We start from the raw sequence: 22,215 nt of genomic DNA on the forward strand, positions 1-22,215 counted from the left end.
CGCGTGCTCCAGATCAGACAATCGGATGGTGAACGGTCACCAGTTTGGTGCCATCGGGGAAGGTCGCTTCGACCTGGATCTCCGGGATCAGCTCGGCGATGCCGTCCATCACGTCGGCGCGGCTGAGCACCTTGGTCCCGGCGTGCATCAGTTCGGCCACGGTCTTGCCGTCGCGGGCGCCTTCCATGATCGCGCAGGTGATCAGCGCCACCGCTTCCGGGTAATTGAGCTTCAGGCCCCGGGCCAGGCGCCGTTCGGCGAGCAGGCCGGCGGTGAAGATCAGCAGCTTGTCTTTTTCTCTTGGCGTCAATTCCATGACGACTCCTTCAGGTATTCCAGATTCTGGGCAAAACGGCCGGTCGGCCGCAGCAGGCCGGACGCAGGATTTTCCATAATTCGATGCACCACAGCCGGGCGGCCTCGCTGTTGTCGCCGAGATAGCGAGCAAGCAGCATGCCCGGCAGTACGGTGATGCCGTGGCCTGCGCCATCGCCGGGGGCGACGGCGCGCAAGGCCTCGAGCAGGCCGGCGGCCTGCTGCGGCAGTTCCGGGAAGCTGCACTGCAGCGTCGCGCAGACGGTCGCGCCGGACCAGCCGGCCGGGCTGGCGAGCATGGCGTCGCCGCCATCGACGCGGCCGCGTTCGATCCACAGCGGGCGCTGTTCACGGTCGACCCGCGAAAACAGCGAAAAATGCCCGCGCGTGAAACGTTCGCCGGCGGCGGCGCGCCCCAGGCAGAGGATGTCCCAGCCCAGGTAGCGGGCGTCTGCGGCGAGGCTGACGCGGGTCTCCATGCGGGCGAGCGCGCCGTCGAAAACGATCGCCTCCTGCGGCAGCCATTCCAGCGTCGCGCCGGGGCCGACCTCGAGCCGCACCGTCTGCGATGCCTCGGCGCCGCCCGAGCGATACCACTTGCCGGCGCCCGGGGTGGTGATTTGTGCGTGCGTCTGACGGTCGACCGTGATGCCGATCGATAAATGGTCGCCGCCGGCGATCCCCGACGGCGGGTGCAGCAGCAGCGCCTGGCAGACGCCGTCGCCTTCCGGGTAGAGCGCCTTCTGCACGCGCAGCGGGCCGCGGTGGCGATTCTCGCCGAGCACGCTGCGTTCGCCCTGGCGGTGGAAGGCAAGGTGGAGCTCGGCTTGCCAGGTCGGCGCGGCATCGGGAAGGCGTGAATTCATGCGCGGGATTATGGGCCAGCCGGGCCATCCCGGGAATACGCAACAATACGCAGGCGACTACCGGCAAGGGCTTGCCCTAGGTGCATGCCGGGTGGATCGGGCGTAGCATCCGCGATGGTTTTTTTGCCGGCGCCGGTGCGCCGGCCGGACTGCTGACCAAGGAGGGGGCGATGGCGTGCGAACTGCTGTGGGAACCGGAAGGCGTGCTCGCGCGATTTTCCGGCGTCATTGGCGGTCCCGAGTTTCTCGCCGCGGTTGCCCGCATCCAGAGCGATCCCCGCTTCGACGATGTCCATTACGTCATCCACGACCTGAGCGCGGCAACCCCGGCCGGGCTTGGCGAGAACACGCTGATCGAACTGGCGGCGCTGCATCTCGGGGCCTGCGCCTCGACGCCGAACTGCCGCATCGTCTTCGTCGGCTGCGCGCCGACGCTGGCCGCGAACATCCTGAAAATCCTGATGGCGCCGCTGGCGATGTCCTACGAGGTGGCGGTGCACGCCGACGTCGAAGCGGCCCGCGACTGGCTGGCAGCGCAGCCGCAGCTGTTGCGGATGAGCGACGTGATGGGCTACTGGCGCGCCTGAGCGCGGCGGGTCAGCGTTTCCAGCAGCAACCGGTAGAAACGCTCGGGGTCGATCGGCTTGGTCAGGAAATCGTCCATGCCGGCGGCCAGGCAGCGGGCGCGGTCCTCGGCGAAGGCGTTGGCGGTCATCGCCACGATCGGCAGCAGCGCGCCGCCGGGTAGCCGGCGGATCTGCCGGGTCGCCTCGAGGCCATCCATGCGCGGCATCTGCATGTCCATCAGGACCAGGTCGTAAGCCCCGGCGGCCACCTTGTCCACCGCCACCTGGCCGTCCTCGGCAGCCTCGGCGACCAGGCCGGCCTCGTCGAGCAGCATCAACGCGATCTCGCGGTTGACCGGTTCGTCCTCGACCAGCAGCACGCGGCGGCCGGCATGGCGGCGGCGCAGCTGCAGCTCGATGTCCTCGCTCGCCGGCGTCGCCGCCGTCGCGTCGGCGGCCGGTTTCTTCAGCCGGGCGGTCAGCCAGAAGGTGCTGCCCTCGCCGGGCACGCTGCTGACGCCGACTTCGCCGCCCATCGCCTCGGCGATGCGGGCGGTGATCGCCAGGCCCAGGCCGGTGCCGCCGTACTTGCGCGTGGTCGACGCGTCGGCCTGCTCGAAGGCCTTGAACAGCCGCGCCTGCGTCGCCGGCTCGACGCCGATGCCGGTGTCGCTGACTTCCAGGCGGATCAGTGCTTCGTTCCCGCTATCCTCGAGCAACAGGCCGCGCAGGCGGATTTCGCCGCGCTCGGTGAACTTGATCGCGTTGCCGGCGTAGTTGAGCAGCGCCTGCTGCAGGCGGGTCGGGTCGCCGAGCAGGCGTTCCGGCAACTCGGTGAAATCGGTGTGCAGCGCCAGCGACTTGGCGCGCGCCCGCTCCTGGATCATCGAGGCGACGTTCTCGAAGAGGCTGCCCGGGCGGAACGGTGTTTCCTCGAGTTCGAGCTTGCCGGCCTCGATCTTCGACAGGTCGAGGACCATGTTGATGACTTCGAGCAGGTGCTGGCCGGCCGCTTCCAGCTTGTCGAGACGCACCGACTGCTCGGGCGGCAGGCCGCCGCGGCGGATCAGGTGGGCCATGCCGCTGATCGCGTTGAGCGGTGTCCGGATTTCGTGGCTCATGTTCGCCAGGAAGGTGCTCTTGGCCAGACTGGCGGCCTCCGCCGCTTCCTTGGCCTGCGACAGCGCGGTGGTCCGTTCGACAACGCGGGCCTCGAGGCCGCTGTTGAGTTCGCGCAGTTTCTGCTCGCGCTCGAGGATGGTGTCGGCCATCCGGCCGATGTTGGCCGAGAGCCGGTTGAATTCGACGATGCGTCCGCGTGGCCAGTCGCTGACCGCCTCGCCGCGGGCGACCCGGTCGGCGCGCCGGATGATGCCGGTGAGCGGGCGCAGCAGGCGCGAGGCGCCGTAGAGCGCGAGCAGCGAGCCGATCAGCAGCGAGGCCAGGAAACCGCCGCAGACGATGAGCACGGTCATCCGGATTTCCGGATGCTCGAGGCCGGCCGGCAGGCGGGCGATGAAGATCCAGCCGAGCTGCGCCGAGCGGGCGCCGCCGACGTAGTGGTTGTGGCCGTCGATGGCGAACTGGCGCGGCAGCGGCTGGTTGGCGAGGATGGCGGCGAGCAGCGGCGACGAATAGAGATTGACGCCCATCCGCGTCTCCGACTCGGTGTCGGCGAGCACCTCGCCGCGCTGGTCGATGACCCAGATCGCGCGCTGCTGGTCGACGGCGCCGTGGCGGCCGATGTCGAGCAGGTAGGACAGCGGCAGTTCGGCAATCAGCGTGCGCCGGTCAGCGAGCGGCACGGCCAGGCCGACGGTGACCAGGCCGGTGAGCGGCGACAGGTACTTGTCGCTCCACACCGCCGTCCGCTTCTGCTGGACCTCGCGCAGCAGCGGCGCCGCCGACAGGTCGCTATCGACCACCTCGGCCTGCAGGTGGGCGTAGCTCGGTGCCAGGCCGGCGGCGCTGACCCGGCCCTGCGGCGAGATCAGGTAGAGGGCGCGGAAACTGCGGCCGTTCTCCGCAGCGTGGTCGAGCAGGCGGTCGGCGACGCCGCCGTTCTCGACGGCATTGGCGAGCAGCGCCAGTTGCTCCTGCAGCGCGCCGAGCTGCAGTTCGATGCGCAGCCCGAGTTCGCGGGCATCGCCCTCGGCGCGGGTGCGGATCTCGTCCTCGAGTTGCGGGATCCGGTTGAGCAGGAAGATCGAGCCGACGATGGCGAAGCTGAGCACCGAAGTCAGTGCCAGCAGGGCGCCGAGGTAGAGGTGGAGTCGCCATTCGCGGCGCCGGCGCTCGCTCATCGGACCTGGGTCAGCCGGCCGCTGCGGATTTCGGTGAAGAACACCTGCCGCGTGGTGTCGCCGTTGGCGTCGAAAACGATGCTCTGCTGGGCGCCCTGGTAGGGGCCGTAGCTGAGCAAGGCGTGCTTGATGTCCTCGCCCGGCCGGCGCTTCTGCAGGGCGGCGATGACCACATTGGCGGTGTCGAAGGCGAGCAGCGAGAACGAGCCGAACTCGCGCTGGAAGCGCTGGCGGTAGCCGTCGCGGAACGCCTGGAAGGCGGCACCGGGATCGTCGCGGTCGTAGGCGTGGGCGATCAGCAGGCCGTCGACGGCTTCGCCGCCCATCTCGCTGAGCAGTTCGCCCGAGGCCGCCCATTCGGTCGAGGTCAGGCGCAGCCCGGGGGCCTGCCGGCGCGCCTGCTGGCAGAGGCGGGCGGTGTCGAGCGAGCTGGCGACGAAGAGCAGGGTGTCCGGTCGTGCCGGCAACAGGCGGGCGATGACCTCGGCGAAGCTCGGCGTCGCCGCCGATTCGAACAGGCTGGTTTGCGGCACGCTGCCGCCGAGATGCTCGAACTGGGCGCGGAAGGCTTTTACCCAGGTGTCGGAGTAGGGCAGGTTGGAGGCGTCGAAGGCGATCCCGACGCGGCGGGCGCCGCGCTCGTAGAGCACCGTTGCGTGGTGGCGGGCGGCTTCGCCGGTGGTGCGGTTGACGCGGAAGAAGTTGTCGTCCTTGCCGTGGAAGTCGGTCGAGGCGACGGTCGGGCTGATCATCACCTGGCCGGCGCGGTTCATCAGCGGAACGACGATACTGGCCATCGAGCTGGTCACCGGGCCGATGATGATCTCGGGTTTGAGGGCGATCAGTTCCTCGGCGGCGCGGATCGCCTGTTCGCGTTCCTGGCCGTCGTCGCGGACGATCAGCTCGATCGGCCGGCCGTTGATGCCGCCGGCGCGGTTCTGCCGCTCGACGGCGAGGATGACGCCGTTGCGCACGCTTTCGCCGAAATCCGAGCCGCGGTCGGAGAGGCCGGCGAGCAGGCCGATGCGTACCGGCTCGTCGCTGCCGCAGCCGGCCAGCAAGGCGAGCAGGCCAGCAATCAGCAGCGGCGCACGCAAAGGACCCTTCACTCGTCTCTCCCCCCTGGATAACGAGCCAACAGTCTAGCGCGTTCCGGCGCCGCCGGCACCAGTCTGGTGCAGGGTCGGCGGCGTTTACTGGCGGATTTCGCGGGTGTTGCCGGGCAGCGCGAACTCGCCGCTGCTGCGGAAGGGGTTGATGTCGAGGCCGCCGCGCCGGGTGTAGCGGGCGTAAACCGAGAGCGCCTCGGGGGCGCAGCGGCGGCTCAGGTCGCAGAAGATGCGCTCGACGCACTGCTCGTGGAACTCGTTGTGGTTGCGGAACGAGACCAGGTAGCGGAGCAGGCCGGCGTGGTCGATCGGCCGGCCGCGGTAGCGGATGATCACCATCGCCCAGTCGGGCTGGCCGGTGACCAGGCAGTTCGACTTGAGCAGGTGCGAATACAGGGTTTCCTCGGTTTTTGCCGTTTCCGGGGCGTCGACCGTGGACAACAGTTCCGGCATCGGCTGGTAGTCGGTGCAGTCGATGTCGAGCTCGTCGAGGGCGATGCCCTGCGGGTATTCGATGACATTTTGCGGTCGACCGCGCAAATCCTCGATTTTTGCCGTCACCGGCGCCCCGGCCGCGGCCGAGAGGTCGCGCTGCAGTGTCGTGACGACCGCGGCGAGGTCGGCGAAGACGGTCTGGTTGAAGGAGTTCAGGTAGAGCTTGAACGACTTCGATTCGATCAGGTTCGGGCTGTCGGCCGGAATCCGGAAGCTGCCGACGGCGACCACCGGTTTGCCGCGCGGGTTGAGCCAGGACAGCTCGTAGGCGTTCCAGATGTCGGCGCCGACGAAGGGCTGCGTGCCGGCCGCGATGCCCAGCTCGGCGCGCTTGAGCTGGCGCGGGATCGGGTAGAGCAGTTCCGGCGCGTAGTCGCTGCGGTACTCGGTCGGCTTGCCGAGCGGGGAAAGGGTGCTGGGGTCGAGGGTCGGATTCATCGCCGCGATTTTACCGGAGCACCCCGCCGTTCAGTTGATCGAGCCGATGAAGCTGGCCAGCTCCGGCGTGCGCGGGTTGGCGAACAGCTCCTGCGGGTCGCCGGCCTCGTGGATGCGGCCCTGGTACATGAACACCAGCTTGTCGCCGACTTCGCGGGCGAAGCGCATCTCGTGCGTCACCATGATCAGCGTCATGCCCTCGGCGGCGAGGGTCTTGACCACGGCGAGCACCTCGTTGACCAGCTCCGGGTCGAGCGCCGAGGTGATTTCGTCGCAGAGCAGCACGCGCGGCTGCATCGCCAGCGCCCGGGCGATCGCGACGCGCTGCTGCTGGCCGCCGGAGAGCTGGTCGGGAAAGGCGTCGAACTTCTCGCGCAGGCCGACCTTGTCGAGCATCGCCAGCGCCAGCTCGCGGGCCTCGGCGTCGCCCAGCTTGCGGACGATGCGGGTGGCAAGCATGACGTTCTGGCCGACCGTCAGGTGCGGGAACAGGTTGAACTGCTGGAAGACCATGCCGACCTTCTGGCGCAGTGCGCGCAGGTCGGTTTCGTGCGGGTGGATGCGTTCGCCGTCGACCTCGATGCAGCCTTCGTCGAAGCTCTCCAGGCCGTTGATGGTGCGCAGCAGCGTGCTCTTGCCCGAACCGCTGCGGCCGATCAGGGCGATCACCTGGCCTTCCTCGATGTCGAGGTCGATGCCGCGCAGCACGTGGTTGCTGCCGAAATGCTTGTGCAGGGCGTCAATGCGCACGAGAGCCATGGATTTTCCTTTCGAGGATGCGGGAGTAGGCAGAAAGCGGGTAGCACAGGGCGAAGTAGCCGAGGGCGACGAAGCCGAAGACGAGGAAGGGCTGGTAGGTGGCGTTGGCGAGCATGGAGCCGGTCTTGGTCAGCTCGACGAAGCCGATGATCGAGGTCACGGCGGTGCCCTTGACCACCTGCACCGAGAAGCCGACGGTCGGCGCGATGGCGATGCGCAGCGCCTGCGGCAGGATCACGTAGCGCATCTGCTCGACGTGGGTCAGCGCCAGGCTGGCCGAGGCTTCCCACTGGCCTTTCGGGATCGACTCGACGCAGCCGCGCCAGATTTCGCCGAGGTAGGCGCTGGTGAACAGCGTCAGGCCGATGGCGGCGGCCAGCCATGGCGAGATTTCGAGGCCGATCAGGCTGCCGCCGAAGAAGATGATGAACAGCTGCATCAGCAGCGGCGTGCCCTGGAAGACCTCGATGTAGCCCTGCGCCAGCCGGCGTGCCAGCGGGTTCCTGGCGATCCGGGCGAAGAGCAGGAGCAGGCCGGCGATGCCGCCGAGGACAAAGGCGGTCAGCGACAGGCCGATGGTCCACAAGGCGCCGTCGAGCAGGTTGCGGGCGATGTCCCAGGTCGAGATGTCGTTCATTTCGTTCTCCGGGCGATCAGTCGCTGGCCGGCCTGGATCAGCACCTGGCGGACGGCGATGGCGAGCAGGAAGTAGATCGCGGTGACGACGAAGTAGGTTTCGAAGGCGCGGAAGTTGCGCGACTGGATGAAGTTGGCGGCGAAGGTCAGCTCCTCGGCGGCGATCTGCGAGCAGACCGAGGTGCCGAGCATGACGATCACCACCTGGCTGCAGATCGCCGGCCAGACCTTGAGCAGCGCCGGCGGCAGGACGACGTGGCGGAAGATCTGCGCCCGGCCCATGGCCAGCGACTGCGCCGCCTCGATCTGGCCCTTGGGCGTCGCCTCGATGCCGGCGCGGATGATCTCGGTGGTGTAGGCGCCGAGATTGACGACGACGGCGAGGATCGCCGCCTGCCATTCGTTGATCTGCACGCCGAGCGAGGGCAGGCCGAAGAAGATGAAGAACAGCTGGACGAGGAAGGGGGTGTTGCGGATCGCCTCGACATAAACCGCGAACAGCCGGTCGAAGGGTGCCAGTTTCCAGGCCCGCGACACCGCGCCGAGGATGCCGACGGCGAGTCCGAGGACGGTGCCGATGGCGGTCAGCGCCAGCGTCTTCAGGGTGCCGTCGACGAGTACCTCGCGGTATTCGAGCACGGAAGCGAAATCGAATGCGTAAGCCATCGGCTATCCTCCGGCGCCGCCCGCGGGCGGCGCCATGCGTGTGATCAGAGGCCGGCCGGCAGCGGGGCCTGCAGCCAGCGTTGCGAGACCTGGTTGAGTTCGCCGTTGGCCTTGAGCTTGCCGATGACCTCGTTGACCTTGGCCAGCAGCGCCGCTTCGCCCTTGTTCACACCGACGTAGCAGGGCGAGTTCTTGATCAGGAACTTGGTGTCCAGGCGGCGGATCTTGGTGCGTTCGTTGACTGCGGCGGCGACGACGTTGCCGGTGGCGATCAGTTGCACCTGGCCGGACAGGTAGGCCGAAATGGTCGCGTTGTTGTCCTCGAAACGCTTGATGTTCACGGTCGACGGGGCGATTTTGCTGAATTCCAGGTCCTCGACCGAGCCGCGGGTGACGCCCAGCGTCTTGCCGGCGGTGTCGGCGGCGCTCTTGACGACGGCGTCGGCCGGGCCGAAGACGCCGTTGAAGAACGGGGCGTAGGCGACCGAGAAATCGATCACCTTCTCGCGGTCCGGGTTCTTGCCCAGGCTGGAGATGACCAGGTCGGCCTTGCCGGTGGTCAGGTAGGGAATGCGGTTGGTGCTGGTGACCGGGATGATCTCGACCTTGAGCTTGAGTTCGCGGCCGATCAGGTTGGCGACGTCGATGTCGTAGCCGCGCGGCTTGAGGTCGGGGCCGACGGTGCCGAAGGGCGGGAAGTCCTGTGGCACGGCGACGCGCAGCACACCGTTCTTCATGGCGTCGGCGAGCACGTCGGCGTGGGCGCCGGCGGACAGCGCGGCGCTGCCGATCAGCGCGGTGGCGAGGAGGCTGCGGAGGAATTGGCGTTTCTGCATGGTCGATCTCCTGGAGGGCAAAGGGTCAAGGGTGGGAAAAACGGATGCCGACCCGGCCGGCGGCCGAGTCGAGGTGTCTGGCCATCGCCACGCGGGCGGCGGCGGCGTCGCCGGCGCTGACGGCAGCAAGGATGGCGGCGTGTTCGTCGGCCGGCTGCCAGAGATGGCTGCGGTCGGCAAAAGGCAGACGCAGGCTGTAGGCGAGCTGGGGCTGGAACTGGCGGGTGATCGCGGCGAGCGCCGGATTGCCGGAAAAATCGGCGAGCGCCAGGTGGAAGCGCAGGTCGCTGTCGGCGGCGCCGACCAGGTCGCCGCTGTCGAGCGCCCGCGTCATTTCGGCCTGGCAGTTCTGCAGGGCGGCCAGTTCGTCGGCGCTGCGCCGGCCGGCGGTCAGGGCCGCGCTGGCCGGCTCGATGACGTAGCGCATCTGGAAGATCGCGTCCGGCGGCATCGCGTTCGGCCCGGCCGGCAGATCGGCCGCGGCGACCTGGCCACCGCTGGTGACGAAGACGCCCTTGCCCGGCTGTGCGCGCAGCAGGCCGAGGGCTTCGAGCATCGAGATCGCTTCGCGCAGCGAGGCGCGGCTGATACCCAGGCTCTCCGACAATTCGCGCTGGCCGGGCAGTGTCGCGCCGGCGGCATAGTGGCCGTCGAGGATGCGGCGTTGCAGGGTTTGGGCGGCGATGTGGGAAACGGAAGGCATGTGCTTGACAGTTCAGACCGGTCAGACCAGATGCGGTCTTCTAAGCGTCTTTCGTGCCAGCTGTTGTCAATGCCGGTTTCTTGTGGCTATCCCAATGATTGTTAAGTGGTTTTTCCGGATGCAAAAAACGGGACGCCGCCTGCCGGCGGTGCCCCGTTTTCGTGAATCCTGTCGTCAATGCGCCGGTTTCTGGTGCATTGACGACCCGCTGGCGACGCTCAGAAGTGGTATTCGGCGCGCAGCATCGGCGTCTTGGCGAAAGCGCCGTCGCCGGCGGCGGCGCTATGGTCGTTGCCGAACTTGTTCTTCCAGTACTGGTAGCCGACGCCAGCCTTGAAGGTGTTTTTCTGGGCGCCGACCAGGCCACTGAAGTCGTAGAGCAGCGCCATGTCGATGTTGGTTTCGGCCTTGGTCTTGGTCTTGGCAACGTTTTCGTTATCGCCCTTGGCAGCGATGAAATTGGCGTAACCGCTGAACGAGAAGCCGCTGTTGCCGAGCGGGATGCCCCAGGCCAGATTGAGCATCGGATGCGGGTCGTAGTGATAACGGCCCGGTTTGCGGAAGACGGCGCGTGCCGGTTCGTTGCTTTCCCACAGTTGCAGCAGGCTGATGTTGAGGAAACCCGGGACATCCATCATCACCGTCGGGCCGGCGACCAGCATGCGCTTCTTCGACTGGTAGCCGTCGCCGCTCTTGTTGTTGAAGTCGAAACCGGCGGTGAAACCGAAGCCGCGGAAGGGGCCGACGGCCAGGCTCTTGCCGGTGATCTTGCCGAAGTCCAGGGTGTGGCGATAGACGACATAGACTTCGTGCGCCTGGCTTTGCTTGTTGGGGATGCCGTTGGTCGTCGGCGAATCGTTATTGTCGGACATCAGCATGTCGACGTTGAAATAGTTGCTGCCGTACTTGTAGCCGCTGGCATGCGTGAGGTTGAAGATGTTCTTCTTGATGTCCTTGTCGTTGAACGGCTCGGCGAAAGAGGTGCCGTAGCGGTAGCCGATCGAGGTGTCGCTCCAGTCGGCCGCCTGGGCGCCGAGGCCGGCGGCGAGCAGGGCCAGGCCGATGATCGAGGATTTGCGGGAAAACATGATTGAACCTCCTGTTATGAATGAATCGAGATGCCCGGCGCCAGCGATGTTGCATGGCAGCAATGAGGCGACGGGGCAAAATTTAACAGGCAGGCGGCTTTCGGCGAGTGATACCCGGTATCAGCAAAAACGTATAAGGCATCCCATATATCTCATTGAATATAATGGAGTAATCTGACAAGCAATATGCAAATAAAATGCACCGGAAGAGGGCGTCGCGGCGGTTTTTGCACCGAATTAATGCGCTGTTTTCGGCGGCTCGATGCGTTTTCGCCGGAGGGTGCCTCGTAAAATCCAATTGGCATTCATGTAGTTAAAATAAGTTGTTTGTAAACAATGGTTTATTTTGTGGCATGGCGATTGCTATGGATGGCTCACTTCAACTAACAGGAGCTGCACCATGTCCATCCCGTTCAATGCCTGTCGTCGTCTCGTCATCGCTGCCGGCCTCGCCTGCCTGACCGTGCCGGCGTTCGCCCAGGCGCCGCAGAAGATCAAGTTCACGCTCGACTGGCGCTTCGAAGGCCCGTCGGCGCCCTTCCTGCTGGCCAAGGCCAAGGGTTACTTCGCGGCCGAAGGCCTCGATGTCGAGATCGATTCGGGCTCGGGCTCCGCCGGCGCCGTGACGCGCGTCGCCACCGGTGCCTACGACATGGGCTTTGCCGATTTCAACGCGCTCGCCGAATACGAGGCGAAAACGCCGGGCTCGAAGATCCAGGCGGTGTACATGATGTACAACGCGACGCCGGCGGCGGTGCTGGTGCTCAAGAAGTCGGGCATCAGCAAGCCGGCCGACCTGGTCGGCAAGACCCTGGCGGCACCGGTTTTCGACGGCGGGCGCAAGGCCTGGCCGGCATTCGCCAAGTCGAACAAGCTGGCGGTCGATGCCGTCAAGTGGCAGACGGTCGAGCCGGCGTTGCGCGAAACCCTGCTCGCGCGCGGCGATGTCGACGGGATCACCGGTTTCTACTTCACCAGCCTGCTCAACCTTGAAGCACGCGGCGTCAAGACCGAGGATATCGTGACCCTGAAATACCCGGATTTCGGCGTCGATTTCTACGGCAACGCGATCATCGCCAGCCCGAAGATGATCGCCGACAAGCCCAAGGCCGTCGCCGGCCTGCTGCGCGCCTTCAACAAGGCGCTCAAGGAAGTCATCGCCAACCCGGATGCGGCGATCGCCTACGTCAAGGAACGCGATCCGCTGATCAACGTCGCCCTTGAGACCCGGCGCCTCAAGCTGGCGCTCGAGTCGAGCGTGGTCACCCCGGAAGTCAGGGCCAACGGCCTCGGCGGCGTCACCCCGGAGCGCCTCAAGCGCTCGCTCGCCGAAACCGCCGAAGCCTACGGCCTGGCCACGGTGCCGCCGAGCGAGTTGTTCACCGACGCCTTCCTGCCGGCCAAGGCCGAACGGCTGCTGAAGTAAGCCGCAGGCCCCGTGTTCGCACGGGGCCCCGATGTTCCCGCAGAGGAAACCGAGATGTCTTTTGTCACCTTTGAAAACGTCAGCCTGGCCTATGCGCCGGGCGGCGCCAACGCCATCGAGGATGTCAGCCTGAACATCCGCGAGGGTGAATTCGTCGCCGTCGTCGGCCCCTCCGGCTGCGGCAAGTCGACGCTGATGAAGCTGGTCTCCGGCCTCAAGCCGCCGAGCAACGGCTATGTCTTCGTCGACGGCCGCGAAGTCGGCGGGCCGCTGAAGATCGTCGGCATGGCCTTCCAGGCGGCCAACCTGCTGCCCTGGCGGAGCACGCTAGACAACGTGATGCTGCCGCTGGAGATCGTCGAACCCTTCCGCAGCAACCTGAAGAAGGAGAAGGCCAGGTACACCGCCGATGCCGAGGCGCTGCTCGCCCGCGTCGGGCTGGCCGGCTACGGCGACAAGTTCCCCTGGGAGCTGTCCGGCGGCATGCAGCAGCGGGCGTCGATCTGCCGCGCGCTGATCCACCAGCCGCGCCTCCTGATGCTCGACGAGCCCTTCGGCGCGCTCGACGCCTTCACCCGCGAGGAGCTCTGGTGCATGCTGCGCGATCTCTGGCAGGAGAAGCCGTTCACCGTCATCCTGGTGACCCACGATCTGCGCGAGGCAGTCTTCCTCGCCGATACCGTCTACGTGATGAGCAAGCGCCCGGGGCGCATCCTGGTGCGCAAGGAAATCGACCTGCCGCGCCCGCGTCCGCTCGACGTCACCTACACCGACACCTTTGCCGCCTATGTGCACGAATTGCGTGAGCACATCGGCCGCATCCGCGAATCCTGAGGAGCGCCCGCATGGCCGTCAAACAATCCACCGTCGTCAAGGTCGCGCCGTGGGCGCTGACCGTGGCGCTCTTCCTGGTCTGGGAGGCCGTCTGCACCGGCCTGAAAATCCCCGATTACCTGATGCCGGCACCGAGCGCGATCTGGGTCGCCGGCCTCGAATACGCCGGGCCGATCATGATGCACGCGCTGCAGACGCTGTGGACGACGCTGGCCGGCTTCGCCATCGCCGTCGTCGTCGGCATGCTGCTCGGTCTTGCGGTCGGTGCCTCGCCGCTCGTCTACCAGGCCTGCTACCCGCTGCTGGTCGGTTTCAACAGCATTCCCAAGGTCGCCTTCGTGCCGGTGCTGGTGGTCTGGTTCGGGATCGGCACGATCCCGGCCATCCTCACCGCCTTCCTGATCTCCTTCTTCCCGGTGGTGGTCAATGTCGCCACCGGCCTGGCGACGCTCGAGCCGGAACTGGAGGACGTGCTTCGTTCGCTCGGCGCCCGCCGCTGGCAGATCCTCTACAAGGTCGGCATCCCGCGCTCGCTGCCCTTCTTCTTCGCCTCTCTCAAGGTGGCGATCACGCTCGCCTTCGTCGGCTCGGTGATCTCGGAGACGGTGGCCTCCAACCTCGGCATCGGCTACCTGATGATGTCGGCCAGTTCGTCGATGAACATGCCGCTGGTCTTTGCCGGGCTGATCGTCATCGGCGTCATGGGCGTGGTCATGTACGAACTCTTCGCGCTGGCCGAGAAACGCCTCACCGGCTGGGCCCACCGCAACCCCAACGCACCGGGCTGAGAGGCCCCCGCGAGAAGTGACGACGGCGCCCGCGGGCGCCGTTTTTCATGCGCCGGCGGTGACGTCGCCGAAAATCGCCGGGGCGTTGGCGCGGACGATCTCGACGAAGCGGCGCAGGCGCGCCGGGTAGAAGCGGGCGTAGGGATAGACCAGGCTGATCGGCAGCGGTTGCGCCTGCCACTCGGGGGCGAGATGGACCAGGTCGCCGCGGGCGATGTCGTCGGCGAGCATCCAGGCCGAGGCGATGCCGGCGCCGATGCCGCGCAGCATCGCGCTGCGCAGCGCATAGAGGTTGTCGGTGCTGAAGCGCGGGGTGATCGGAAAACGTCGCCGCTTGCCGCTGCCGATGTGGCTGAGCGAGACCTCGGTGCGGTAGTAGGTGCGCAGCGCCAGCCAGGGCAGATTTGCCAGTTCGCCGGCGTCGACCGGCAATGGCCGGCCGGCCAGCACCGAGGGCGCGGCGACGGCGATGCGATGGACTTCGCCGAGGCGGATCGCCACCAGCCCGGGATCGGCGATCTCGCCGACCTGGATGGCGCAGTCGATGCCGGCGGCGATGTAATCCTGGATGCTGCTGTCGTCGTGCAGCATCCATTCGACGGTGATCCGCGGCCAGCGCTCGAGGTACTCGGCGAGTGGCTCGATCAGCCGGGCCTGGCCGAAGGCGTGCGGGACGATCACGCGCAGCGTGCCTTCCGGTGCATCGCCGGCGCCGCGCAATTCGGCCTCGAAGGAGGCCCAGCTGGCGAGCAGTTCGCGGGCGCGTTCGTAGCAGCGTTCGCCGTCCTGGGTCAGGCCCATGTGGTGCGTCGTCCGCTGCAGCAGGCGCAGGCCGAGCGAGCGTTCGAGCGCCTGCAGGCGGCGGCTGACCGTCGGTTGCGTCGTTCCCAGCTGTTCGGCGGCGGCCGACAGGCTGCCGGCCTCGACGATGCGGACGAAGGTCTGCATCAGTTCGATGCGGTCGCCGCTGCTTGCGGCCGGTTCGTGGCTGGTCGGCTTTGTCATGCGTGAAATGTATGGCAAATCTGCGTTTTTGCCTACTACACAGTTGGCTTTTGAATGATCAAGATGGCGCCTGTCCAATTTCCCCGGGGTTCCCGATGTCCGCGCCATCTTCCGCCGAGAGCGGCCTGTCGCCGCTGTTGATCCTGCTGCTGGCGCTCAGCGCCGGCCTCTCGGTCGCCTCGCTCTATTACGCCCAGCCGATGCTCGGCATCCTCGGCGCCGATCTCGGTGCCGGCGAGGGCGAACTCGGCCTGGTGCCGACGCTGACCCAGCTCGGCTACGCCCTCGGCATCCTGCTGCTGGCACCGCTCGGCGACCGCCACGACCGGCGGCGCATCATCCTGCTCAAGAGCGGCGCGCTGATCGCGGCGCTGCTGCTCGCCGCGGCGGCGCCCTCGGTCGGCTTCCTGATCGCCGTCAGCCTGGCCGTCGGCCTGGCCGCGACGCTGACCCAGGACATCCTGCCGGCCGCGGCGACGCTGGCCAACGCCCAGCAGCGCGGCCGCGTCGTCGGCACGGTGATGACCGGCCTGCTGCTCGGCATCCTGCTTTCGCGCGTGGTCAGCGGGCTGGTCGCCGAGTGGTTCGGCTGGCGCGCCACCTTCGTCTTCGCCGGCGCCAGCATCGTGCTCGTCGCCTATGTCGCCTGGCGCCACCTGCCGCGTTTCGCGCCGACCACCGACCTGGCCTACGGCCGCCTGATCGGCTCCTTGTGGACGCTGTGGCGCGCGCATCCGCCGCTGCGCCGGGCGGCGCTGGCGCAAGGGCTGCTCGCGGTCGGCTTCAGCGCCTTCTGGTCGACGCTGGCGATCATGCTGCACGGCGCGCCTTTCCATCTCGGCAGCGCCGCTGCCGGCGCCTTCGGGCTGGCCGGTGCGGCCGGGGCGCTGGCCGCGCCGCTGGCCGGCCATCTCGCCGACCGCCGCGGCGCCGGCCTGGTCACCCGGCTCGGCGCCGGCCTGAGCGCGCTGGCTTTCGCCGGGCTGGCGCTGGCCGCGCTGTACGCCCCGGCCGCCTGGCAGCTCGGGCTGCTGGCGGCGGGCACGGTGCTCTTCGACCTCGGCGTCCAGGCGACGCTGATCGCCCACCAGACGCTGGTCTACCGCATCGATCCGGGCGCCCGCAGCCGGCTCAACGCGGTCCTCTTCGTCGGCATGTTCACCGGCATGGCCAGCGGTGCAGTGAGCGGCAGCCTGCTGCTCGCCGCCTACGGCTGGGCGGCGGTGATGGCGGTGGCGGCGCTGGCCGCGCTTGGCGCCCTGTGGCTGCGCTGCCGGGGCGACTGATCGGCGCTTGTTGCAGCGCAGCAGAATTTACGCTTTTTTTATGCGCGGCTTGCCAGAATGGGCGGCAGCAAACGGCGGGCGACGCTCCGCCGGCATAAAAAAGGGGTAAGGCATGGACAAGGCACAAGACAGGAAGCGTCTGGCGACGCTGACACTGGCCGCGCTCGGCATCGTCTACGGCGACATCGGCACCAGCCCGCTGTACGCGATGAAGGAAGTCTTCGCCGGCGGCCATCATCCGGTCCCGGTAACGCCGGAGAACATCCTCGGCGTGCTTTCGCTGTTCCTGTGGTCGCTGATCGTCGTCGTCACGATCAAGTACGTCTTCTTCATCATGCGCGCCGACAACAAGGGCGAAGGCGGCATCATCGCGCTGATGACGCTGGCGCTGCAGAAAGGCACGCCGGGCAGCCGCTCGCAGCGCCTGCTGGTGATGCTCGGCCTGTTCGGCGCGGCGCTGTTCTACGGCGACGGCGTGATCACGCCGGCGATCTCGGTGCTCTCGGCGGTCGAGGGCCTGGGCATCATCACGCCGGCCTTCGATCCCTACATCCGGCCGATCGCGCTGCTCGTGCTGGTCGGGCTGTTCCTCTTCCAGCGCCAGGGCACGGCCAGCGTCGGCGCGCTCTTCGGGCCGGTGATGGTGCTCTGGTTCGCGGTGCTGGCGCTGCTTGGCGGCCTGGCCATCGCCGCCAATCCGGCGGTGCTGGCGGCGGTCGACCCGCGCCATGCCTTCGCTTTCCTGCAGCACAACGCGCTGCTCGGCTTCCTTTCGCTCGGTGCCGTCGTCCTCTGCCTGACCGGCGCCGAAGCGCTTTACGCCGACATGGGCCACTTCGGTGCCCGGCCGATCCGCTATGCCTGGCTCGGCTACGTGATGCCGGCGCTGCTCATCAATTATTTCGGCCAGGGCGCGCTGCTGCTCGCCGATCCGTCCGCCGCCGAGAATCCCTTCTACCTGCTGGCGCCGGAATGGGGCCGCTACCCGCTCGTGCTGCTGGCCACGGCGGCGACGGTGATCGCCTCGCAGGCGGTGATTTCGGGCGCCTTCTCGATCACCCAGCAGGCGATCCAGCTCGGCTACGCGCCGCGCCTGGCGATCCATCACACCTCGGACAAGGAGATCGGCCAGATCTACATTCCGGCGGTGAACTGGATGCTGCTCGCGGCGATCGTCGTCCTCGTCCTCGAATTCGGTTCCTCGTCGCGGCTGGCCGGCGCCTACGGCATCGCCGTCACTGGCACGATGCTGATCACCAACCTGCTCGCCATCGCCGTCGCCGTCCGCCTGTGGCACTGGAGTCCGCTGCGCGCCGCGCTCGGCGCCTTGCCCTTCCTGTGCATCGACTTCGCCTTCTTTGCCGCCAACTCGCTGAAGATTCCCGAAGGCGGCTGGTTTCCGCTGGCTTTCGGGCTCGGCATCTTCACGCTGCTGACGACCTGGAAGCGCGGCCGCGAGCTGCTTGCCCGGCGTCTCGCCGAGGAAGGCATGGAACTGCGCCCGTTCGCCGCCGCGCTGGCCGCCGACGGCGCCGGGCGGATTCCCGGCAGCGCGGTGTTCCTGACCACCAACCCGGACAGCGTCCCGCATGCGCTGCTGCACAGCCTGAAGCACTACAAGGCGCTGCACGAGCGTGTCATCGTGCTCAGCGTCCGCGTCTTCGACGTGCCCTACGTGCCGGAGATCGACCGCGTCGAGATCAGCGCGCTGCCCGGCGGCTTCTTCCAGGTGATCGTCCAGTACGGCTTCAAGGATGAGCCGGACATCCCGGCGGCGCTGGCGCTGTGTCCGCCGGAAATGGTCACGGTCGACCTGATGGATACCTCGTTCTTCCTCGGCCGGGAGACGCTGATTCCGCGTCTCGGCTCGGCCATGGCCTACTGGCGCGCCTTGCTCTTCATCGCGATGTTCCGCAACGCCGGTAGCGCCACCGCCTTCTTCCGGATTCCGTCGAACCGCGTCGTCGAACTCGGGGCCCAGGTCGTGCTCTGACCCGGCCGCGGTTTTTGCCCGGATTTGACGGTCGACCGTCAAATCCGGGCATTTTCCATCGAACGCGCCTCAGCCGCGCCGGGTCGAGAAGCGCAGGTCCTTGCGATGCAGGAAGGTCAGCGCCGCCTCGTAGCGCAGCGCGAGTTCGCGCAGTAGCGGGTCGTCGGCCTGGGCGGCACGGTCGAGCAGGGCGGCATTGCTGCTCGCGCTCAGGGTTTCCGCCAGGGCCTGCGGGCTGAGGCTGGCCGGCAGCGGGGATGGGCGGTCGCTGCGGTGACTGGTCGTCATGATCTTGTCTCGTCAATGAATGCAAGATCATCTTATAAATTTGACAATTATTTGTCAAATTTATTCTTTTGCGTATTTATTGCCTGGTGATGCCAGGCGTCGGGACGCATGAAAATGGCGCCGGTCAGGCGCCATTTTTTGCCGGATTTGACGGTCGACCGTCAGCGTCGGCGATTTTCCGGGCGGCCCTCAGCGGCCCGTTTTCTGGCCGAGCACATGCGTTGCCGTCACGCAGCGTTCGTCGCCGAGGATCATCAGCGCGAACAGCGTCGCCGCCAGTTCGTCGGTTTTCTCCAGGCGGAAGTCGAGTTCCGGCGTCGCGCGCGGGTCGAGGACGATGAAGTCGGCTTCCTTGCCGACCGCGAAGTTGCCGATGAACTCGTCGAGGTAGAGCGCCTGCGCGCCGCCCAGGGTGGCCAGGAACCAGGCGCGCAGCGGCGGCAGCGGGCGGCGGTGCACCTGCGAGACCTTGTAGGCTTCGTCAAGCGTGCGCAGCATGCTGAACGAGGTGCCGCCACCGACGTCGGTGGCCAGGCCGACGCGGATGCCGCCATCGACAGCGGCGGCGTGGTTGAAGAAGCCGCTGCCGAGGAAGAGGTTGGAAGTCGGGCAGAAGGCCGCCGCCGTGCCGGTTTCGGCCATGCGCGCGGCTTCGGCCGGCGACAGGTGGATGCAGTGGCCGTAGATGCTGCGCGGGCCGAGCAGGCCGTGGCGGTCGTAGACGTCGAGGTAGTCGCGCGCTTGCGGGAACAGCGACTTGACCCAGGCGATCTCGTCGAGGTTCTCGGCCAGGTGCGACTGCACGTGCAGGTCCGGTTTGCTGCGGTAAAGCTCACCGGCCAGCGTGAGCTGGGCCGCGGTCGAAGTCGGCGCGAAGCGCGGCGTGACGCAGTAGCGCAGCCGGTCCTTGCCGTGCCAGCGTTCGATCAGCGCCAGGCAGTCGCGTTCGGCGTCGGCGACGGTGTCGCACAGCGCCGGCGGCGCGTGGCGGTCCATCATGACCTTGCCGGTCAACATGCGCAGCCGGCGTTTTTCGGCGCCGGCCATGAAGGCGTCGACCGAGCCGGCATGCACCGTCGAGAAGACGGCGGCGGTGGTCGTGCCGTGGGCGAGCAGGCGGTCGAGGAAGTAATCGGCGGTGCGCGCGGCGACTTCCGGGTCGGCGAAGGCGGTTTCGGCCGGGAAGGTGTAGTCGTTGAGCCAGTCGAGCAGTTGCCGGCCGAAGGAGGCGATCACCGCCGATTGCGGGTAGTGGCAGTGAGTGTCGACCAGGCCGGGCAGGATCAGTCGGTCGCCGTAGTCGATGACTGTGGCGGCGGCGCGTTCGGCCGGCGCGATGCCGGCTTCGACCGTGGCGCGCGGGCCGGCGGCGGCGATGCGGCCGGCGACGATCCACAGCGCGCCGTCGGGAAAGTATTCGTAGCTGTCGGCGGCGTCCTGCTCGCCGGGGTCGGCGAGGAAGTGGAGGACGCGGCCGAGGACCAGTTGCGATGTCGGGCTGGCGTTCATGGGTTCTCAGTGGGCGGCGTTGGCGAGCTGGCGCGCCAGGCGGTTGTGGGTGGCGACCAGCGGCGGCAGGTCGAGCGGCAGCAAGTGGCCGTCGGCGACCACCGGCTTGCCGTTGATGATCGAATGGCGCACCGTTTGCGGCGTGCAGAAGACCAGCGCGGCGACCGGGTCGTGTACGGCGGCGCCGGCCAGGTCTAGGCCGCCAGTCGGGAAGGCGACGAGGTCGGCGCTCATGCCCGGGGCCAGGGCGCCGATGTCGTCCCGGTTGAGCACCTTGGCGCCGCCCAGCGTCGCCAGTTCCAGCGCCTGGCGCGCATTCAGCGCCGCCGGGCCATGGCCGACGCGGGCCAGCAGCATTGCCTGGCGCGCTTCGCCGAGCAGGTGGGCAGCATCGTTCGAGGCGCAGCCGTCCACGCCCAGACCGACATTGACGCCGGCGGCGCGCAGCGCCGGGATCGGCGCGATGCCGGAAGCCAGTCGCATGTTCGAGCAGGGGCAGTGGGCGACGCCGGTGCCGCTGCGGGCAAAGAGATCGATGCCCGGTGCGTCGAGCTTGACGCAGTGGGCGTGCCAGACGTCGTGGCCGACCCAGCCGAGCGATTCGGCGTATTCGGCCGGCGTCATGCCGAACTTCTCGCGGCTGTAGGCAACGTCGTTGTCGTTCTCGGCCAGGTGGGTGTGCAGTGAAACGCCGTAGCTGCGCGCCAGTTCGGCGGCGTCGCGCATCAGTTCGCGGCTGACCGAGAACGGCGAGCAGGGGGCGACGACGATGCGCTGCATGGCGTGGCACTTGGGATCGTGCCAGGTTTCGATCAGGCGCTGCGTGTCCTTGAGGATGCTCGCCTCGTCCTCGACCAGCCGATCCGGCGGCAGGCCGCCCTGGCTTTCGCCGACGCTCATGCTGCCGCGCGCGGCGTGGAAACGCATGCCGATGGTCGCGGCGGCTTCGATGGAATCGTCGAGCCGGCTGCCGTTCGGGTAGAGGTAGAGATGGTCGCTCGACGTGGTGCAGCCGGAGAGGATCAATTCGGCCATCGCGGTCAAGGTCGAAATCCGGATCATTTCCGGCGTCAGCCCGGCCCAGATCGGGTACAGGCGGCGCAGCCAGCCGAACAGTTCGGCGTCCTGGGCGCCGGGGATCGCCCGGGTCAGGCTCTGGTACATGTGGTGGTGCGTGTTGACCAGGCCGGGCAGGGCGACCGTGCCGGCCAGCGAGATGACCTGGTCGGCGGTGGCCGGCAGGTCGGCGGACGGGCCGACCGCCTCGATCACCCCGTCGCGGATGAAGACGCCGCCGCCGGGGATTTCGCGGCGGGCAGCGTCCATCGTCACGAGGACGTCGGCGTCCTTGAGCAGCAGCGTCGGCATGGCGTCCTCGTCAGGGCAGGAAGGGCTTGCCGAGCGAGGCCGGCAGGTTCAGTTGCAGCAGTTTGCGGTCGCGCGAAATCAGCACCAGGACGACGATGGTCGCCAGGTAGGGCAGCGCCGCCAGCAGTTGCACCGGCACCTGGAGGCCGAGGCCCTGGGCGTGGAACTGGAGGATGGTGACGAAGCCGAAGAGGTAGGCGCCGAGCAGCAGCCGGGTCGGCTTCCAGGTGGCGAAGACGACCAGCGCGACGGCGATCCAGCCGCGTCCGGCGCTCATGTTCTGGACCCACAGCGGCGTATAGACCGTGGACAGGTAGGCGCCGGCGATGCCGGCCATGGCGCCGCCGAAGACCACCGCGCCGTAGCGGATGGCGATCACCGGGTAGCCGATCGCGTGGGCAGCCTCCGGCGCCTCGCCGACCGCCTTGAGCAGCAGGCCGAGGCGGGTTTTCGCCAGGGTCCAGGCGACCAGCGCGAAGGCGGCCAGCGACAGGTAGACCACCCAGTCCTGCTTGAACAGCACCGGTCCGAGCAGCGGGATGTCGCTGAGCAGCGGCACGACCACCGGCTGCAGCCCGGGCAGGCTGTAGCTGACGTAGTGCTGGCCGATGAAGGCCGACAGGCCGATGCCGAAGATGGTCAGGGCGAGGCCGCAGGCGGCCTGGTTGGCGGCCAGCGACAAGGCGAAGAAGCCGAACACGGCGGCCGCCGCAGCCCCGGCCAGGGCGCCGGCGGGCAGGCCGATGGCGGCGCCGTGGCCGGTTTCGGCGGCGGCGGCGAAGCCGGCGATGGCGCCGATCAGCATCATGCCTTCGACGCCGAGGTTGATGACGCCGCTGCGTTCGGCGACCAGTTCGCCGAGGCCGGCGAAGATCAGCGGCGTGGCGGCGGCAAGCGTGCCGGCGAGGATCAGGGGGAGGTAGTCGAGCATCGCGGTC

22 protein-coding genes are annotated in these 22,215 nt (G+C 67.7%); 6 read left to right on the forward strand and 16 right to left on the reverse strand.

Features of this window, described 5'->3' with window-relative positions; all coding sequences use genetic code 11:
- Positions 1 to 13: 13 nt before the first annotated feature.
- A complete protein-coding gene (locus DFR40_RS09770; RefSeq protein WP_121458309.1) occupies positions 14 to 316 on the reverse strand; it encodes an urease subunit gamma in 303 nt (100 codons plus the stop codon).
- Positions 317 to 326: 10 nt separating this feature from the next.
- Positions 327 to 1,181 (reverse strand): urease accessory protein UreD, encoded by an 855-nt coding sequence (locus DFR40_RS09775; RefSeq protein ID WP_121458310.1) that lies wholly within the window; start codon positions 1,179 to 1,181, stop codon positions 327 to 329.
- Positions 1,182 to 1,351: 170 nt separating this feature from the next.
- On the opposite strand from DFR40_RS09775, the gene DFR40_RS09780 reads away from it, so the two are divergent.
- Positions 1,352 to 1,768 carry a hypothetical protein gene (locus DFR40_RS09780; protein WP_147431311.1) on the forward strand — a complete coding sequence of 139 codons (417 nt, stop codon included), beginning with the start codon at positions 1,352 to 1,354 and terminating at the stop codon, positions 1,766 to 1,768.
- Here the strand turns inward: DFR40_RS09780 and DFR40_RS09785 are convergent.
- The 9 genes from DFR40_RS09785 to DFR40_RS09825 form a co-directional block, all read right to left on the reverse strand.
- Positions 1,753 to 4,050 (reverse strand): hybrid sensor histidine kinase/response regulator, encoded by a 2,298-nt coding sequence (locus DFR40_RS09785; protein WP_121458312.1) that lies wholly within the window; start codon positions 4,048 to 4,050, stop codon positions 1,753 to 1,755. The two genes, DFR40_RS09780 and DFR40_RS09785, sit on opposite strands and share 16 nt — an antisense overlap.
- Complete coding sequence (locus DFR40_RS09790; RefSeq protein ID WP_121458313.1) at positions 4,047 to 5,159, reverse strand: ABC transporter substrate-binding protein; 1,113 nt, start codon at positions 5,157 to 5,159, stop codon at positions 4,047 to 4,049. The genes DFR40_RS09785 and DFR40_RS09790 overlap by 4 nt, the downstream gene beginning before the upstream one ends.
- An 84-nt stretch (positions 5,160 to 5,243) precedes the next feature.
- A complete protein-coding gene (gene queF / locus DFR40_RS09795; RefSeq protein ID WP_121458314.1) occupies positions 5,244 to 6,092 on the reverse strand; it encodes an NADPH-dependent 7-cyano-7-deazaguanine reductase QueF in 849 nt (282 codons plus the stop codon).
- Positions 6,093 to 6,122: 30 nt separating this feature from the next.
- Positions 6,123 to 6,851 (reverse strand): amino acid ABC transporter ATP-binding protein, encoded by a 729-nt coding sequence (locus DFR40_RS09800; protein ID WP_121458315.1) that lies wholly within the window; start codon positions 6,849 to 6,851, stop codon positions 6,123 to 6,125.
- A complete protein-coding gene (locus DFR40_RS09805) occupies positions 6,832 to 7,488 on the reverse strand; it encodes an amino acid ABC transporter permease (RefSeq protein WP_121458316.1) in 657 nt (218 codons plus the stop codon). Before DFR40_RS09805 ends, DFR40_RS09800 begins: the two co-directional genes overlap by 20 nt.
- Positions 7,485 to 8,153 (reverse strand): amino acid ABC transporter permease, encoded by a 669-nt coding sequence (locus DFR40_RS09810; RefSeq protein ID WP_121458317.1) that lies wholly within the window; start codon positions 8,151 to 8,153, stop codon positions 7,485 to 7,487. The genes DFR40_RS09805 and DFR40_RS09810 overlap by 4 nt, the downstream gene beginning before the upstream one ends.
- A gap of 44 nt (positions 8,154 to 8,197) precedes the next feature.
- Positions 8,198 to 8,989 (reverse strand): transporter substrate-binding domain-containing protein, encoded by a 792-nt coding sequence (locus tag DFR40_RS09815; protein ID WP_121458318.1) that lies wholly within the window; start codon positions 8,987 to 8,989, stop codon positions 8,198 to 8,200.
- 25 nt (positions 8,990 to 9,014) lie between these two features.
- A complete protein-coding gene (locus DFR40_RS09820) occupies positions 9,015 to 9,692 on the reverse strand; it encodes a FadR/GntR family transcriptional regulator (RefSeq protein ID WP_121458319.1) in 678 nt (225 codons plus the stop codon).
- A gap of 218 nt (positions 9,693 to 9,910) precedes the next feature.
- A complete protein-coding gene (locus DFR40_RS09825) occupies positions 9,911 to 10,780 on the reverse strand; it encodes an outer envelope protein (RefSeq protein WP_121458320.1) in 870 nt (289 codons plus the stop codon).
- A 400-nt stretch (positions 10,781 to 11,180) separates the two neighbouring features.
- Here DFR40_RS09825 and DFR40_RS09830 point away from each other — a divergent pair, with 400 nt between their 5' ends.
- Genes DFR40_RS09830 through DFR40_RS09840 form a run of 3 tightly spaced genes read left to right on the forward strand, consistent with a single transcriptional unit; the run spans position 11,181 to position 13,828 of the window.
- Positions 11,181 to 12,206, forward strand: coding sequence for an ABC transporter substrate-binding protein (locus tag DFR40_RS09830; protein ID WP_121458321.1), 1,026 nt, complete (start codon positions 11,181 to 11,183; stop codon positions 12,204 to 12,206).
- Between the two features lie 54 nt (positions 12,207 to 12,260).
- Positions 12,261 to 13,040, forward strand: coding sequence for an ABC transporter ATP-binding protein (locus DFR40_RS09835; protein ID WP_121458322.1), 780 nt, complete (start codon positions 12,261 to 12,263; stop codon positions 13,038 to 13,040).
- An 11-nt stretch (positions 13,041 to 13,051) separates the two neighbouring features.
- The gene (locus tag DFR40_RS09840; protein ID WP_121458323.1) at positions 13,052 to 13,828 is read left to right on the forward strand and encodes an ABC transporter permease; all 777 of its coding nucleotides are present in this window, start codon (positions 13,052 to 13,054) and stop codon (positions 13,826 to 13,828) included.
- A gap of 45 nt (positions 13,829 to 13,873) precedes the next feature.
- On the opposite strand, the gene DFR40_RS09845 is transcribed toward DFR40_RS09840, so the two are convergent.
- Complete coding sequence (locus DFR40_RS09845; RefSeq protein ID WP_121458324.1) at positions 13,874 to 14,833, reverse strand: LysR family transcriptional regulator; 960 nt, start codon at positions 14,831 to 14,833, stop codon at positions 13,874 to 13,876.
- 95 nt (positions 14,834 to 14,928) lie between these two features.
- Here DFR40_RS09845 and DFR40_RS09850 point away from each other — a divergent pair, with 95 nt between their 5' ends.
- Together DFR40_RS09850 and DFR40_RS09855 are read left to right on the forward strand one after the other, a co-directional pair.
- Positions 14,929 to 16,119: an MFS transporter gene (locus DFR40_RS09850; RefSeq protein WP_121458325.1), complete on the forward strand. Its 1,191-nt coding sequence runs from the start codon at positions 14,929 to 14,931 to the stop codon at positions 16,117 to 16,119.
- 112 nt (positions 16,120 to 16,231) lie between these two features.
- On the forward strand, positions 16,232 to 18,112 hold the full coding sequence (locus DFR40_RS09855) for a potassium transporter Kup (RefSeq protein ID WP_121458326.1): 1,881 nt from the start codon (positions 16,232 to 16,234) through the stop codon (positions 18,110 to 18,112).
- Between the two features lie 69 nt (positions 18,113 to 18,181).
- On the opposite strand, the gene DFR40_RS09860 is transcribed toward DFR40_RS09855, so the two are convergent.
- The 4 genes from DFR40_RS09860 to DFR40_RS09875 form a co-directional block, all read right to left on the reverse strand.
- Entirely contained in the window at positions 18,182 to 18,400 is a 219-nt protein-coding gene (locus DFR40_RS09860; RefSeq protein ID WP_121458327.1) for a hypothetical protein, read from the reverse strand.
- A 189-nt stretch (positions 18,401 to 18,589) separates the two neighbouring features.
- Positions 18,590 to 19,909 carry a guanine deaminase gene (gene guaD, locus DFR40_RS09865; RefSeq protein ID WP_121458328.1) on the reverse strand — a complete coding sequence of 440 codons (1,320 nt, stop codon included), beginning with the start codon at positions 19,907 to 19,909 and terminating at the stop codon, positions 18,590 to 18,592.
- Between the two features lie 6 nt (positions 19,910 to 19,915).
- Positions 19,916 to 21,277 carry an 8-oxoguanine deaminase gene (locus DFR40_RS09870; protein ID WP_121458329.1) on the reverse strand — a complete coding sequence of 454 codons (1,362 nt, stop codon included), beginning with the start codon at positions 21,275 to 21,277 and terminating at the stop codon, positions 19,916 to 19,918.
- Between the two features lie 10 nt (positions 21,278 to 21,287).
- Positions 21,288 to 22,208, reverse strand: coding sequence for an ABC transporter permease (locus DFR40_RS09875; RefSeq protein ID WP_121458330.1), 921 nt, complete (start codon positions 22,206 to 22,208; stop codon positions 21,288 to 21,290).
- Positions 22,209 to 22,215: the final 7 nt, after the last annotated feature.

It is taken from the genome of Azonexus fungiphilus, assembly GCF_003634965.1.
Lineage (GTDB): Bacteria > Pseudomonadota > Gammaproteobacteria > Burkholderiales > Rhodocyclaceae > Azonexus > Azonexus fungiphilus.

Coding starts and splice junctions, on each gene's coding strand:
- DFR40_RS09770 (WP_121458309.1), bottom strand. CDS start 316: ATGGAATTGACGCCAAGAGAAAAAGACAAGCTGCTGATCTTCACCGCC.
- DFR40_RS09775 (WP_121458310.1), bottom strand. CDS start 1,181: ATGAATTCACGCCTTCCCGATGCCGCGCCGACCTGGCAAGCCGAGCTC.
- DFR40_RS09780 (WP_147431311.1), top strand. CDS start 1,352: ATGGCGTGCGAACTGCTGTGGGAACCGGAAGGCGTGCTCGCGCGATTT.
- DFR40_RS09785 (WP_121458312.1), bottom strand. CDS start 4,050: ATGAGCGAGCGCCGGCGCCGCGAATGGCGACTCCACCTCTACCTCGGC.
- queF (WP_121458314.1), bottom strand. CDS start 6,092: ATGAATCCGACCCTCGACCCCAGCACCCTTTCCCCGCTCGGCAAGCCG.
- DFR40_RS09800 (WP_121458315.1), bottom strand. CDS start 6,851: ATGGCTCTCGTGCGCATTGACGCCCTGCACAAGCATTTCGGCAGCAAC.
- DFR40_RS09805 (WP_121458316.1), bottom strand. CDS start 7,488: ATGAACGACATCTCGACCTGGGACATCGCCCGCAACCTGCTCGACGGC.
- DFR40_RS09810 (WP_121458317.1), bottom strand. CDS start 8,153: ATGGCTTACGCATTCGATTTCGCTTCCGTGCTCGAATACCGCGAGGTA.
- DFR40_RS09815 (WP_121458318.1), bottom strand. CDS start 8,989: ATGCAGAAACGCCAATTCCTCCGCAGCCTCCTCGCCACCGCGCTGATC.
- DFR40_RS09820 (WP_121458319.1), bottom strand. CDS start 9,692: ATGCCTTCCGTTTCCCACATCGCCGCCCAAACCCTGCAACGCCGCATC.
- DFR40_RS09825 (WP_121458320.1), bottom strand. CDS start 10,780: ATGTTTTCCCGCAAATCCTCGATCATCGGCCTGGCCCTGCTCGCCGCC.
- DFR40_RS09830 (WP_121458321.1), top strand. CDS start 11,181: ATGTCCATCCCGTTCAATGCCTGTCGTCGTCTCGTCATCGCTGCCGGC.
- DFR40_RS09835 (WP_121458322.1), top strand. CDS start 12,261: ATGTCTTTTGTCACCTTTGAAAACGTCAGCCTGGCCTATGCGCCGGGC.
- DFR40_RS09840 (WP_121458323.1), top strand. CDS start 13,052: ATGGCCGTCAAACAATCCACCGTCGTCAAGGTCGCGCCGTGGGCGCTG.
- DFR40_RS09845 (WP_121458324.1), bottom strand. CDS start 14,833: ATGACAAAGCCGACCAGCCACGAACCGGCCGCAAGCAGCGGCGACCGC.
- DFR40_RS09850 (WP_121458325.1), top strand. CDS start 14,929: ATGTCCGCGCCATCTTCCGCCGAGAGCGGCCTGTCGCCGCTGTTGATC.
- DFR40_RS09855 (WP_121458326.1), top strand. CDS start 16,232: ATGGACAAGGCACAAGACAGGAAGCGTCTGGCGACGCTGACACTGGCC.
- DFR40_RS09860 (WP_121458327.1), bottom strand. CDS start 18,400: ATGACGACCAGTCACCGCAGCGACCGCCCATCCCCGCTGCCGGCCAGC.
- guaD (WP_121458328.1), bottom strand. CDS start 19,909: ATGAACGCCAGCCCGACATCGCAACTGGTCCTCGGCCGCGTCCTCCAC.
- DFR40_RS09870 (WP_121458329.1), bottom strand. CDS start 21,277: ATGCCGACGCTGCTGCTCAAGGACGCCGACGTCCTCGTGACGATGGAC.
- DFR40_RS09875 (WP_121458330.1), bottom strand. CDS start 22,208: ATGCTCGACTACCTCCCCCTGATCCTCGCCGGCACGCTTGCCGCCGCC.